The 14,722-nt window shown below is 41.5% G+C and carries 11 protein-coding genes; 9 read left to right on the forward strand and 2 right to left on the reverse strand.

Annotation, left to right across the window (positions count from 1 at the left end; genetic code table 11):
• The first annotated feature begins 78 nt into the window (after positions 1-78).
• Both gltB and ACTHN6_RS19305 read left to right on the forward strand, forming a co-directional pair.
• The gene (gltB, locus tag ACTHN6_RS19300; protein ID WP_440437417.1) at positions 79-4,617 is read left to right on the forward strand and encodes a glutamate synthase large subunit; all 4,539 of its coding nucleotides are present in this window, start codon (positions 79-81) and stop codon (positions 4,615-4,617) included.
• 52 nt (positions 4,618-4,669) lie between these two features.
• Positions 4,670-6,133, forward strand: a complete 1,464-nt coding sequence (locus tag ACTHN6_RS19305) for a glutamate synthase subunit beta (RefSeq protein ID WP_440437418.1) — start codon at positions 4,670-4,672, stop codon at positions 6,131-6,133.
• 67 nt (positions 6,134-6,200) lie between these two features.
• Here ACTHN6_RS19305 and purE read toward each other — a convergent pair whose 3' ends face one another.
• Both purE and ACTHN6_RS19315 read right to left on the reverse strand, forming a co-directional pair.
• Positions 6,201-6,755, reverse strand: coding sequence for a 5-(carboxyamino)imidazole ribonucleotide mutase (gene purE / locus ACTHN6_RS19310; RefSeq protein WP_440437419.1), 555 nt, complete (start codon positions 6,753-6,755; stop codon positions 6,201-6,203).
• Positions 6,756-6,786: 31 nt separating this feature from the next.
• The gene (locus tag ACTHN6_RS19315) at positions 6,787-8,277 is read right to left on the reverse strand and encodes a 5-(carboxyamino)imidazole ribonucleotide synthase (RefSeq protein WP_440437420.1); all 1,491 of its coding nucleotides are present in this window, start codon (positions 8,275-8,277) and stop codon (positions 6,787-6,789) included.
• A gap of 257 nt (positions 8,278-8,534) precedes the next feature.
• On the opposite strand from ACTHN6_RS19315, the gene ACTHN6_RS19320 reads away from it, so the two are divergent.
• The 7 genes from ACTHN6_RS19320 to ACTHN6_RS19350 all read left to right on the forward strand — a co-directional run.
• The gene (locus ACTHN6_RS19320; RefSeq protein WP_440437421.1) at positions 8,535-9,194 is read left to right on the forward strand and encodes a LysE family translocator; all 660 of its coding nucleotides are present in this window, start codon (positions 8,535-8,537) and stop codon (positions 9,192-9,194) included.
• Positions 9,195-9,315: 121 nt separating this feature from the next.
• The gene (locus ACTHN6_RS19325; RefSeq protein WP_440437422.1) at positions 9,316-9,873 is read left to right on the forward strand and encodes a hypothetical protein; all 558 of its coding nucleotides are present in this window, start codon (positions 9,316-9,318) and stop codon (positions 9,871-9,873) included.
• 18 nt (positions 9,874-9,891) lie between these two features.
• Positions 9,892-10,614, forward strand: a complete 723-nt coding sequence (gene mtgA, locus ACTHN6_RS19330; RefSeq protein WP_440437423.1) for a monofunctional biosynthetic peptidoglycan transglycosylase — start codon at positions 9,892-9,894, stop codon at positions 10,612-10,614.
• A gap of 53 nt (positions 10,615-10,667) precedes the next feature.
• Positions 10,668-11,837: a methionine aminotransferase gene (locus tag ACTHN6_RS19335; RefSeq protein ID WP_440437424.1), complete on the forward strand. Its 1,170-nt coding sequence runs from the start codon at positions 10,668-10,670 to the stop codon at positions 11,835-11,837.
• Between the two features lie 167 nt (positions 11,838-12,004).
• Entirely contained in the window at positions 12,005-12,379 is a 375-nt protein-coding gene (locus ACTHN6_RS19340; protein ID WP_440437425.1) for a hypothetical protein, read from the forward strand.
• Positions 12,380-12,455: 76 nt separating this feature from the next.
• Entirely contained in the window at positions 12,456-13,760 is a 1,305-nt protein-coding gene (locus tag ACTHN6_RS19345; protein ID WP_440437426.1) for a TolC family protein, read from the forward strand.
• 15 nt (positions 13,761-13,775) lie between these two features.
• Positions 13,776-14,722, forward strand: a 947-nt coding sequence (locus tag ACTHN6_RS19350; protein WP_440437427.1) for an efflux RND transporter periplasmic adaptor subunit, incomplete at its 3' end; no start/stop codon positions are given.

Raw genomic sequence — 14,722 nt, forward strand, 5'->3', positions numbered from 1 at the left:
GCTTACCTTGAAACGCTCGCCTGCCATACGAAAAAAACTTATTAATAAATTAAACTGAAATTGTAAAAGTACATGCCTATGGCAAGTAATTATGGGTTATATGACCCTTCTTTTGACCGCGACTCCTGCGGTATTGGTTTTGTTGCAGATATCAAGGGCAAAAAAAGCCATCAAACAATTGCTGATGCGCTTACTGTGCTTGAAAATATGGAGCATCGGGGAGCCTGCGGTTGTGAAAATAATACCGGCGATGGCGCTGGCATCATGATACAAATGCCGCATGCATTCTTTAAGGAAGAATGTTCAAAGCTTGGGTTTACATTGCCGGAGTATGGCAGGTATGGCGTAGGTGTTATCTTTTTTCCAAAAGATAAAGAACATTACGAAGAGTCGCGCATGCTGTTTAGCAAATGTGCCGATGCGTTAAACCTGAAAGTGCTTGGCTACCGGAAGGTGCCGGTAGATGATACGGAGATTGGTTTTAGCGCCCTGAGTGTTGAACCACACATCGAGCATGTTTTTATTAAATGCCCCAATCATATTTATGACCCCGAAACATTCGAGCGCAAGCTTTTTGTGCTGCGTAATTATGCTTCCCATCTCATTAATAAAAGCATTGGAGAAGACGAGGTTGGCTTTTATATAGCCTCGCTTTCTCATAAAACAATTGTATATAAAGGGCAGCTAACCAGTGCGCAGGTGCGTAATTATTTTACCGATCTTAAAAACCCGAAATTAGTGAGCGCATTCGGGCTGGTGCATTCCAGGTTTGCTACCAATACTTTTCCTTCATGGAAACTCGCCCAGCCATTCCGCTTTATGGCGCATAACGGTGAGATCAACACTTTGCAGGGTAATTTAAACTGGCTGCGTTCCAGCAATAAATCATTCACATCCCCCTATTTTTCCCCGGAGGAAATGAATTTATTATTGCCCATCGTAACGCCCGGTCAAAGTGATTCTGCATGTTTGGATAATATGATTGAACTGCTCACGCTTTGCGGCCGTTCATTACCGCATGTAATGATGATGCTGATTCCCGAAGCGTGGGACCAGGATGAAAAAATGGATGCGGCCAAAAAAGCATTTTATGAATTTCATTCCGCCTTTATGGAGCCATGGGACGGCCCGGCATCCATCACTTTTACAGATGGTAATATTATAGGTGCCACATTAGACCGTAACGGCCTTCGCCCTTCACGCTACTGTGTTACTTCCGATGGCCGTGTTATCATGGGTTCAGAAACAGGAGTTTTGCCCGTTGACCAGTCATTGATAATTGAGAAAGGAAGATTGCAGCCGGGCAAAATGTTTGTGGTTGATATGAAGCAGGGCAGGATCATCAGCGATGAAGAACTGAAACAGGAAATCTGTTCGCAGCAACCTTATGCCGACTGGTTGAATAAATACAAGATCCGCCTGGAAGAATTGCCGGAACCGAGGATTACTTTCTCCCAATTAAAAAATGAGCAGGTTTTTAAATACCAGAAAGCATTTGGTTATACATCGGAGGAAGTAGATAATATAATTATACCCATGGCGGTTGACGGCAAGGAACCTATCGGCTCCATGGGAACCGATATTCCGCTGGCAATCTTAAGCGATCAGCCGCAGCATTTGAGTTCTTATTTTAAACAGCTATTTGCACAGGTAACCAATCCGCCAATCGATCCAATCCGCGAAAGGCTGGTGATGTCTTTGCATACTTTTGCAGGCAATATTGGAAATATATTGGTTGAAAACCCGCTTGCCTGCCACAGCGTTTCTTTAAAACAACCGGTTCTTACCGATTATGAACTGGAACAGATACGCAGCATTGATACAGGTATGTTCCAGGCCAAAACATTACAATGTTATTTCAGGGCCGATGGTAATCCGGGTTCGCTCGAAGCCGGTTTAAGCAGGCTTTGCCGTTATGCGGAAGATGCCGTAAAAGATGATTTTAAAGTATTGATTTTGCAGGATAGGGCTATAGATTCAGAACATGCATCTATTCCATCTTTGCTGGCCTGCTCTGCGGTGCATCATCATTTAACTAAAAAAGGCCTGCGCGGCAATGTAGGTATTATTGTAGAAGCCGGCGACGTTTGGGAAGTGCACCATTTTGCCTGTTTAATTGGTTTTGGAGCAACCGCCATTAATCCCTACCTGGCCCTGGCGACCATAAAGGATTTACGCGAAAGCGGCAGAATATCACAGGAATTATCCGAAGATCAGTTAAAGAAAAATTATATAAAGGCTGTTAATAACGGCTTATTAAAAGTGTTCTCAAAAATGGGTATCTCCACCCTGCAATCTTACCAGGGCGCCCAGATTTTTGAAATTCTTGGCATAAACAAAACAGTGGTTGATGAATATTTCACCAATGCCATTTCCCGCATAGAAGGCATGGGCCTTGACGAGATTGCGAATGAAGCGCTGGCCAAGCATTTTTATGCCTTCAGCAAGAAAGAAAATTCAAGCGAGCGGTTACCGGTTGGCGGTGTTTATCAATGGCGGGCAAGGGGAGAATTCCATTTATTCAATCCCACCACCATTCACCTGCTGCAGTATTCAACAAGAAAGAATGATTACAGCCTGTTTAAAAAATACTCAGCGGCTGTTAACGATCAAAGTGAAAAAGCCTGCACCTTGCGCAGCCTTTTTAAATTCAAAAAAAAGAGGTCATCTATTTCTATTGATGAAGTAGAACCTGCTGAAAATATTTATAGACGTTTTGCAACCGGCGCCATGAGTTTTGGCTCTATTTCATGGGAAGCGCATACAACGCTGGCTATTGCCATGAACCGCCTTGGTGGAAAAAGCAATACCGGCGAAGGTGGGGAAGATGATGTGCGTTATACACCATTACCAAACGGCGACTCTATGCGGAGTTCCATCAAGCAAATTGCTTCTGCCCGTTTTGGCGTAACCAGCTATTATTTAACGGAAGCCGATGAGTTGCAGATAAAAATGGCACAGGGCGCCAAGCCTGGCGAAGGCGGTCAGTTACCCGGCCATAAAGTGGATAAGTGGATCGGCCGCATCCGCCATGCAACGCCGGGTGTAGGTTTAATTTCACCACCGCCACACCATGATATTTATTCCATTGAAGATCTAGCGCAATTAATATTTGACCTGAAGAATGCCAACCGTAAAGCAAGGGTAAATGTAAAACTGGTGAGTAAAGCAGGTGTTGGAACCATTGCTGCCGGTGTTACAAAAGCCAAAGCCGATGTGGTGTTGATTTCCGGCCACGATGGCGGTACAGGCGCTTCGCCGGTTAGCTCTATCAGGCATACCGGTTTGCCCTGGGAACTCGGTTTGGCAGAAACGCACCAGACACTGGTAATGAACAGGCTGCGCGACAGGGTGGTGGTGCAGGCTGATGGGCAAATGAAAACCGGCCGTGACATTGCTATTGCTGCTTTATTGGGCGCAGAAGAATGGGGTGTGGCAACGGCAGCTTTAATTGTGGAAGGTTGTATTATGATGCGCAAATGCCACTTGAATACCTGCCCGGTTGGGGTGGCCACGCAGGATGAGAATTTGCGCAAAAAGTTTACCGGCGATCCTGAACATGTTATTAATTTCTTCAGGTTTATTACGCAGGAATTAAGAGAGATAATGGCTGAGCTTGGATTCAGGACGGTGAATGAAATGATTGGCCAGGCAGATTGCCTTGAAATGCGGGATAATATTAACCACTGGAAATTTAAAAATATTGATGCTTCTGCAATATTATTTAAAGCGCCGGCGCCTTTAAATGCTGCCGTGTATTGCAGTGAAAGCCAGGATGATGTGCTGGAAGGTGTGCTCGACTGGAAGCTGCTGGAAAAAGCGCAACCGGCCATTCACCGTAAAGAAAAGATATATGCAGAGTTTGATATAAAGAATACAGACCGCACTACAGGCACTATTGTTTCAAACGAAATAACAAAAGCGCATAAAGCTGCCGGCTTACCCGATGATACTATTCATTTTAAATTTAAAGGAACGGCAGGCCAAAGTTTTGGCGCCTTTAATACAAAAGGCGTTACGCTTGAACTGGAAGGCGATGCCAATGATTATTTCGGGAAAGGCCTGAGCGGTGCAAGGCTGATTGTTTACCCGGCACAGGAAGCAACCTATGTTCCGGAAGAAAATATTATCATAGGTAATGTGGCTTTGTATGGTGCAACAGATGGCGAGGTTTTCATTCGCGGTAAAGCGGGCGAACGTTTCTGCGTAAGAAATTCAGGCGCATCGGTTGTAGTGGAAGGCGTGGGCGACCATGGCTGTGAATATATGACCGGCGGTGTTGCGGTTATACTGGGCGGCACGGGCAAAAACTTTGCTGCAGGCATGAGCGGTGGTATTGCATTTGTGTATGATGTGAATGGAAGTTTTATTGAAAACTGCAATGTGGAAATGGTTGACCTTGACCCGGTGGATGAAAAAGATGAGATTGGTTTAAAAGAACTCATTCATAAACATTATCTCAATACAGGAAGTACGGTTTCCAGGTTTATGCTGGAAGATTTTGAAAATCAGGTAAAGAATTTTATAAAAGTATTTCCGAAAGATTACAAGAAGGCGCTCAGCCAGCGTATGGCTGAAGCCGAATCTGAGTCTGAATCAGAAACCGCTGTTAAATAAATTTTTGATCACCAACTTTAAACAGTATTCTCCATAAAGGAAAAGTGTGCTTATGGGCAAGACAACAGGTTTTTTAGAATTTGAAAGGGAAACACCGGCAAAGGTACCGGTGCAGGAAAGGCTTAAAACTTACCACGAATTTGTGGGCCGGTTTAGTGATACAGAACTAAACCACCAGGCTGCACGATGTATGAATTGTGGCGTTCCTTTCTGCCACAGCCATAGCGGTTGCCCGCTCGGCAATGTTATTCCGGAGTTTAATGATGCGGTTTATCGCAAAAGCTGGAAAGAAGCTTACGATATTTTAAATACTACGAATAATTTTCCTGAATTTACGGGAAGGATTTGCCCTGCACCCTGCGAAAGCGCCTGTGTGCTTGGCATCAATAACCCGCCGGTTACCATTGAGGAAATTGAAAAGCATATTATTGAAATTGCTTTTGAAAAAGGCTTTGTTCAGCCTAAAAAAATAAACGTACGCAGCGGCAAAAAGGTGGCCGTTATTGGTTCCGGCCCTTCGGGCCTGGCGGCGGCAACACAGTTGAATTATGCCGGCCATTCCGTTACGGTTTTTGAAAGAGATGATATGCCGGGCGGTTTATTACGCTATGGCATTCCCGATTTCAAGCTGGAGAAATGGGTGATTGACAGGAGACTCGACATATTGATGAAAGAAGGCATTGAATTCAGGTGTAATGCTAATGTAGGCGTGAATGTTCCGGTAAAGGAAATACTGGATAATTATGATGCAGTAGTTGTAGCCGGCGGCTCAACCATTCCGAGGGATTTGCCTGTACCCGGCCGTGATGCCAAAGGCGTTCATTTTGCCATGGAATTTTTAAAACAGCAGAATAAGTTCAATGCTGAAAAAAATCCTTTTGCCAATGCTGATATAGAAAGCAATATTTATCCTGAAATCATCAATGCATTTAATAAAGAAGTAATAGTAATTGGCGGCGGCGATACGGGCAGCGATTGTATCGGCACTTCTAAACGGCAGGGCGCTAAATCTGTTTTGCAGATTGAATTGTTGCCGCAACCACCAAAGTCGAGAACACACCACATGCCATGGCCCACTTATCCTATGTTGTTGAAAACAACTTCTTCACACGAAGAAGGCGCTGACAGGGAATGGGCAATTGCTACCAAAGAATTTCTAAAAGATGAAGAGGGCAATTTAAAAGCCCTTAAGGTTATAAACCTTGAATGGCAATTGGGTGAAGACGGCCGTGCTGCAGGATTTAAAGAAGTTGCCGGTACAGAACGTGAAATTCCCTGTCAATTGGTTTTACTGGCAATGGGTTTTGTACATCCCCAGCATAAAGGCATGCTGGAAGACCTGAAGATTGATCTTGATGAAAGGAAAAATGTAAAGGCAGATAATAAGCGCTATCAAACCAATAATAAAAAGGTATTTGCTGCGGGCGATATGCGCCGTGGCCAGTCACTCGTGGTTTGGGCTATTAACGAAGGAAGGCAATGCGCTGAGAGTGTGGATGCTTTTTTAAATGTCTAGAGTTCTATAAGTTTTATTGTATTGTTGTTAAAAGAAAGCTGCTGTACATAGCAGCTTTTCTTTTCTATTAAGCATTAAGATTATCAAAGCTGTTTTGCCATTCATTGGATAAATTTTTTGCTTTATCCAATACAGATTTTTCAAGATCATTTTTGTATTGTTTTAATGCCGCCGCAACTTCTTCATCTGAAGTGCCAATGATCTGCGCTGCAATAATACCCGCATTCTTTGCAGCATTCAAGGCAACGGTAGCTACCGGAACGCCATTTGGCATTTGCAAAATGGAAAGCACAGAATCCCACCCATCAATAGAATTGGATGATTTTACCGGCACGCCAATAACGGGTAATGTGGTAAGGCTGGCCACCATTCCTGGTAAGTGTGCGGCACCTCCGGCTCCGGCAATTATTGCCTTCAATCCGCGCCCTGCCGCTTTGGTGGCATATTCCACCATACGCATAGGCGTGCGATGAGCGGATACAATCGTTAATTCAAACGGGATATTAAATTCTTTTAAAATGGTGGCGGCATCCTGCATGATCTTCAGGTCGCTGTCGCTGCCCATGATGATACCGACGAGGGGCTGATTAGTTGATTGGTTGATTAGTTGATTAGTTGACATATTAATGTATTAAAGAAAGAATGTAAAAATATCAGCTTATTACTTTTAATGTGCTTTTTATACGATGCACTTTATTGAGCAAATCAGTTTTGTCGGCACTCATAATCGTTACATGCCCCATTTTTCTGCCAGGCTTTGTTTGCGTTTTTCCATAGAGATGAACAAATGTGTTGTTCATGCCTAATACTTCATCCATGCCTGCATATTTTGCGGGACCGCTATGGCCTTCTTCACCCAGCAGGTTTACGATTGCTGAAGGAAGAATAGCCGCGGTATTGCCCAACGGATAACCTAACATAACACGCCATAGCATATCATACTGGCTGCAATAACTGGCTTCAATGGTATGATGGCCGCTATTGTGCACCCGCGGCGCTGATTCATTTACCAGCACTTTATTATTTTCATCAACAAACATTTCTATAGCAAATAAACCGGCGCTGTTGAAATGCTTTACCAACTTTAATGCTATGCCTTTTGCTTCTTCTAAAATCGTGTCAGGTAAATCCGTTGGTGAAACCTGGTAATCGAGCAGGTTTAGCTCAGGATCAAAAACCATCTCGGTGGCCGGATAAACGGCGGTTTCTTTTTTATCATTCATCGCCACTATTACGGCAATCTCTTTTTGAATGGTTACCATCTTTTCCAATACTGATGGCGCATCAAAACCTTTATTTATCGATGCTTCATCTCTTAATACCTGCACACCTTTGCCATCATAACCGCCTTGTCCCATTTTGTGTACGGCAGGTAAAAAATCTGCATGTTTTTTTAATTCTTCAAGGTTCTGCGTAATAATGAATTCAGGCGATGGTATATTATGCTGCTTATAAAACTCTTTTTGCGTAACCTTATTTTTTATCATTTTAATTATTGCCGGCTTTGGATAAACCTTCACGCCCTCACTTTCCAGCTTTTCCAATGCTTCCACATTTACGGCTTCTATTTCTATCGTTATTGCATCCAGATTCTTTCCAAAATTGTAAACGGTATCGAAATCTTTGATATCGCCTTTTACAAAATGATGGCATAAATGTGCAGCGGGTGCATTTTCATCATTTTCTAAAACGTATGTGTCAACAACATAATTAGCGGCGGCCTGTAAGAGCATGCGGCCTAATTGTCCGCCGCCAAGTATGCCTGCCCTGAGCGGAGCCGAAGGGCTTTTTGCAGCGGATGTTGTTTGCGGGGCGGAAGAAGATTGAGCGGAGCCGAAATCTTTGTATTTGCTATGCGACATATTCTGACATTGTGATAAAAGCTGCAATTTGTGAAAATTCTGCTCAATCAATGCTTTCTTTTTTGCCCTTGTCCATCCACGCAATTGTTGCTGCCTTTTTATGGCATCGGGTAAACATGGGATTACTTCATAATACATCATCTCAACAGGGGTGCGAATATTAGTGAACTCATAAATCCCTTTATTATGTAATTTGAAATCTTTCAGCAGATCATTTGACAACCCTATAAAATAGGCATCATCACAACATTTAAGTATATAAACAAAGTAGGGTTCCTGCATCTATCTAAAATAAATAAATATTTCGACTGCGCTCAATAATACATGTCCTTCGGCTTCGCTCAGGACACTTTGTATTGCTCTTAAAGTAACAGCGATTTCCCAATAAATGTTATGTCTTTTAAATTTGAAGCCAGTGGCTAATAACAATGCAGCCGCAGCAGATGTTAATATATCCTTGTTCAAAATATATCTTAACAGCCCTTCAAAAAGAATAATTCTTTACTTTGCCGCCAATTAATGTACCATAAGTTTTCATAATGTTTGAAGCATTAGTGAAAGGATTAATTTTAGGATTGCTGTTAAGTGTGTCTGTTGGTCCTGTAATTTTTTCTATCCTTAAACAAAGTCTCAATAATGGTCATCGTGGCGGTTATGCGTTTATAGCAGGCGTATCGGTAAGTGATGTGCTGATTGTTATCATTTGTAATATGTTCACCCGGCTATTTGATACTGTACTGGAGCATGAACTTATTATAGGAATAGCTGGCAGTGGGTTACTGGTGGCTTTAGGTATTTATAACTTTTTCTTTCGGAAGGTGCAGGTGGAAAATGGAATGCTCTCTACGAATAACCTGCGCACCCATCACCTGGCCGGTATATTTTTCTCCGGCTTTTTTATGAACGCTTTAAACCCAGGTGCATTGTTATTCTGGTTTGCCACCACGGCAACCATTACTGCAGATTCAAAGCTGGTGGAACATCCGGACCAATACCGGTTTATTGTTTTCCTTACTACCCTTGCATTTAACCTGGCGGCAGATACCACCAAAGTATTACTGGCAAATAAAATCAGGCTGAAATTGACGCCGCATAACATTCATATCATCAACCGTATATCGGGGGTTATACTGGTAGGTTTTGGAATTGCGATTGTTGTTACCATGCTTATCCGTAATGCACATGCGGGCAACCTTTAACAAGCTGTTATCAAGCGGCTTAGTATTTTTAAAAATGAAACCGGGTATGATAATTTTTCTCAACCAGCGGTATGTGTATAGCGCGGTTTCATTCGACCATTGAAAAATTAAATTTGTCCGGATGAAACGCTGCATACTTTCAATCATAGCTGCATTGGCCCTTACATCTTCTTTTGCACAATCAGATTTTATCCAGCTTAAAAAAAACAACAAGGTTATAAAGAGCTGGTTTAAAGGAAATGATTTTTACGGTCAGTTAAAAAACGGCAACTGGATAACGGCCGAGATTTATAAAATCCAGGATGACAGTTTATACCTGCGGCCTTACGTGGTAAGAACTTATGTTAACAGGCTTGGATTACCTTTTTTAGATACAACTTATTATGGATTAATGGCGGTGCATCCGGGCCAGTTAAATGCTTTTCCAAGAGAAGACAGGGGCTTTGGTTATGTAAAGAATGGGTGGATATTTGATATTGCAGGTGGCGGTTATTTACTGTTGAATGTGATCAATACATTAAGCGATAAGGAGCCCGTTTTTGGCTCAGATAATCTTCCTAAAATAGGCATTGCAGCAGGCGTGCTTGCAATAGGTGTTGTGCTGGGATTAACGCATAAATCCACTTACATTATCGGGAAAAAATATCGCATAGAATATATAAACGCAAAACCATCTTAATAGTACTTTCGGCCTTGAATGAAATCAAAAAAGCAATCAAAATTCAAAACATTCCTGCGCCGTTTTTTCAAGATAATCCTTTACGGATTTATTCTTTCACTTATATATTTATTGGTTTGTAAATGGCTGATGCCGCCCATAACTTTTACGCAACTAACTAACTGGATGGGTGGTTATGGTTTAAAAAGAGATTATGTAAGCTGGGATGATATTTCATCCAATGTAAAGCTGGCTGCCATTGCGGGCGAAGATCAGTTGTTTGCTGTGCATAACGGGTTTGACTGGAAGGCTATTTCAAAAAGTATGAATAATGACCCTTCAAAAAACGGGAGGGCGGCGGGCGCTGCAGCGAGCACTATAAGCCAGCAAACGGCAAAGAATGTTTTTCTGTTCCAGGGGGAGGGTGCTTTGCGTTATGTGCGCAAGCCTTTGGAAGCGGTATATACAGGATTAATAGAATTGATATGGGGCAAGCGCCGCATACTGGAAGTATATCTCAATACAATTGAAATGGGAAAAGGTGTTTTTGGAATTGAAGCAGCAGCGCAAAAATATTTTGGTAAGCCTGCAAAAAATTTGTCACGTAATGAAGCTGCAATGATCATTGCCTGTTTACCGAATCCAAAAATATATTCCGTAAAACCGGCCAGCCGCTTTGTGAGCTGGAAAAGCAAATGGATATTAAGACAGATGAATAATGTGCAGGGCGATAAAAACATAACCGCATTATTGCGTAAGTAGTTAATTGGTTGAAACCTTGATTAAGTTGTTACAACTCGTGAACATTTAGACTCATGAACTTCAAATTATACGCTCCTTTAGACAATGGGAGTAAGCTTCCTGATACCGGCACAACTATATTCACCGTAATGAGCCAACTGGCATTGGAACATAAAGCTATTAACCTTGGCCAGGGCTTTCCTGATTTCAGGATGAGTGAAGAACTGATTGCGTTGGTAAATACTGCTATGCTGCAAGGGCATAACCAGTATGCACATATGTATGGCGTACCATTGCTGCGTGAAAAGCTTGCTGAAAAAATAAGGAAATTATATAACAGTGATGCTAATGCTGAAACGCAGATCACTATAACGCCGGGCGGAACGTATGCTATTTACACAGCCCTTACAAGCATGCTCGAAAAAGATGATGAAGTAATTGTGTTTGAGCCTGCTTATGATAGTTATATCCCCAACATTATTGTAAATGGCGCAAAACCGGTTTTAATACAATTGCAATATCCTGCTTATGATATTCCCTGGCAAGAAGTGCATGAAAAGATAACGGCTAAAACCAGAGCCATCATTATTAATTCACCACATAACCCAACGGGCGCTGTAATAAATGAAAACGATATTGAACAATTAAAGCTTATCATTCAAAAACATAAAAATATTTTTATTGTAAGCGATGAAGTGTATGAGCATCTGGTATTTGATGGCATTGCACATCAAAGTATCCTGCGCTACCCTGAATTATCGGAAAGAAGCTTTGTATGTTTTTCATTCGGCAAAACCTATCATTGCACCGGCTGGAAGGTTGGCTATTGCATTGCTTCGCCAGCGCTTATGCATGAGTTCAGAAAAGTGCACCAGTTCAACTGTTTTAGCGTAAACAGTTTTGTTCAGTATGCATTGGCAGAATTTTTAAATAATGAAGATGCGTATTTATCATTAGGCAATTTCATTCAGCATAAGAGAGATTATTTTCAAAGGCTGATGAAGGCTACGGAATTCAGGCCGCTTGCATCGCATGGCAGTTATTTCCAGTGCTACAGCTATAAGGATTTCTCTGATGAAAACGATTTAGAACTGGCTATCCGTTTAACAAAGGAAAATGGCGTAACGGCTATTCCCTTAAGCAGTTTTTATCAAAATAAAAGAGATGATAAAGTGCTGCGTTTTTGTTTTGCCAAAAAAGAAACGACATTAAAAGAAGCCGCCGAAAGGTTAAGCAAACTATAAAGCCTGCTTATATTTTTAAAACTTCAGTCATGCGTTAAACCTTTCGCTGCACATCAATTCTGAAAACTACCTGTTGTTTTATAAAAAGATCTTTCAGTCAACCAGCATTTAATTTTTATACCTGTTAACAAAGCAATTTATGAAATTGCAGTAACCTTGCGCCGCGAATGAAACTGAGAATAGCTTTTGCAAAATGCATAACGCTGATTGTGGCACTGCAAATACTAAACATAAGTATTTATGCGCAGGATATTAATTGGCTGCAGCAGAAACAAACGCTTTCTTACCACAATGAAATCAATACGATTGCAGAATATATTGGTGAGGTGATTTTAAAACATCATAACCAATTCCCGGAATATCCCAATGACGGGCATAAAGATTTCCAGTTCTCAAAGCATATCGATCTGAAAGATTTTTCGTTACAACCTTTTAAGCCAAAAGCTGCAATGCCTCTAAATAAAGATTTTATATTCCCTTATAAAATCGATTACAGTTTTCTTTTCTTCAAAGAAATAAACCCTCCTCCTCCCAAAGCGTAGCACTTATTCTTTTTGGTAACAGGTATGGCTTTGTTTAAAGCCTGGCCTATGATTTTATTCCCCAAAAACTTTTAACGTGATACCATTTTTATGCATGCCTTTTAAAGGCAGGATAATGCATGTATGCATTTTAGTATTGCTGTGTTTACAGGTGAATGCACAATACAGCAATCAAACAGATACTTTAATTATTTCACTGCCACAGGCAGAAAGAATTTTTCTCGATAGCAATCTTTCTATACTGGCTGCGCATTACAATATAGATGCGGCAACGGCCCAGGCAATGCAGGCTAAATACTGGGATAATCCTGTATTTCATACCGACCAGGTAGTAATGGCCAATCATAATTTTCTTCCTTATAAAACTTTGCCGGATGGTTCACCCGGTGCTCAATATTTTATTGGCATTGACCAGTTGATAAAAACAGCAGGCAAACGCGGAAAGCTTATGGCGGCGGCACAAACCAATGCTGAAATAAGCAAGTTGCAATTACAGGATGTGGTTAGAAAATTAAGAAGCCAGTTGCATATCTGCTATTACTCTATCGCCCGGAATATTGAAAGTTATCATTTCTACCTGCAACAGCAAACGCAGTTGAACACACTGCTTACCGCAATGAAACAACAACTGGACGCAGGCAATATTTCACAGAAAGATTACCTGCAACTGCAATCGCTTACGGTTTCATTAAAGCAGGATATGATTAATATATACAGCGATATAGAAGATGCCGAGGCAGATTTAAAAACCTTGCTGCATATCAACAGTAATGTTTTTATTAAGCCGGACAGCATGTTATTGCCGCAGGTACTGCTGCCTCAAGATGCATCTGTATTAATAGAGCAGGCTAAACAAAATAACCCTTACTTTAAAATGCAGCAGCAGCAAACCGTTTACCAGCAGCAAATGCTGGCATATCAAAAAGCCTTACGTGTACCGGATGTAACAATTACGCCTAATTACGACCGGCTTTCTAATTATGCAGCCAATTATTTTGGTATCGGTGTTTCATTACCGCTGCCTTTATTCAATAAAAATAAAGGCAACATTCAGGCTGCCCATGCGGCTGTACAGCAGCAACAGGCAATACAAAGCAATGCGGAAACAGAACTCCAGAATAATATAATAAACGCCTATAATAAACTAAAGCTGGCGCTTACAGCAAATACGCCCGCACAACAGCAATTCTTTCAGCGTTATCAATCTTTATATCAAAGCATGTTCAGTAGCTACAAAGCAAGACAGGTAAGCTTCCTGGAGTTTGTCAACTTCTTCAATGATTATAAAGACCTGCAGGATAAGCTGCTGCAGCAACAGCTAAATATTGCATTGGCAGCGGATGCGCTCAACTATGAAACAGGAATTGATGTAATAAAATAATTCTAAAAATATTATATGAAAAAAATTGTTCTGATAAATACGGTAATTATTATGATCGCCGGTTTAATGTCTTGCCACAAGCAAAAGGAAGAAATTAAACCAGGCAAATTTGTGTTAAGTGATACAATGGCAAAAATGATTGCTGTTGATACGGTAACCACCTGTAACGTTGATGATGTACTGACATTAAGCGGACAGGTGAGTTTTAATGAAAATAATATTATTAAAGTATTTCCACGCAGCAGCGGGCAGGTAATGGAATCGAAAGTTACGCTGGGTGATAAAGTAAAAAAAGGACAGGTGCTCGCCGTTATCCGCAGTGCGGATGTTGCCGGCAGCTATGCAGATTTATCCGGTGCCGATGCTGATATCGCCATTGCGAAACGCGAAATGGATAACCAGCAATCACTCTATCAAAATGGTATTGCCAGCGAGAAAGATTATAATGAGGCCAAACAGAATTACCAAAAAGCTTTATCTGCCAAACAAAAAATTCAGTCGTCTATCAACATCAACAGTGGCAGCCGTTCATCTGCAAACGGCGTGTATCAATTGGTAGCACCTGTTGATGGTTTTATTATTGAGAAAAAAGTAAATGCCGGTGATTTTATCCGAAGCGATATGAGCGATAACCTTTTTACCATCTCCGATTTAAAGAATGTCTGGATATGGGCTAACGTGTTTGAGGCTGATATATCAAGAGTGCACGCAGGTGATGATGTGCAGGTAACAACGCTCGCATTTCCTGATAAAGTTTATAAAGGAAAGATAGACCAGGTGAGCCAGGTGCTCGATCCGGAAAACAAAGCTATGAAAGTGCGTATCAGTCTTAGCAACACAGACCTCTCACTAAAGCCTGAAATGTTTGCGAAAGTTACAGTTGCTATGCCGCAATCGCAGCAGGCATTGTGCATTCCTTTCAGCAGCATTATTACCGATAATGGTAAAAATTATATCATCAA

Source organism: Parafilimonas sp. (assembly GCF_051953455.1).
Taxonomy (GTDB): Bacteria; Bacteroidota; Bacteroidia; order Chitinophagales; family Chitinophagaceae; genus Parafilimonas.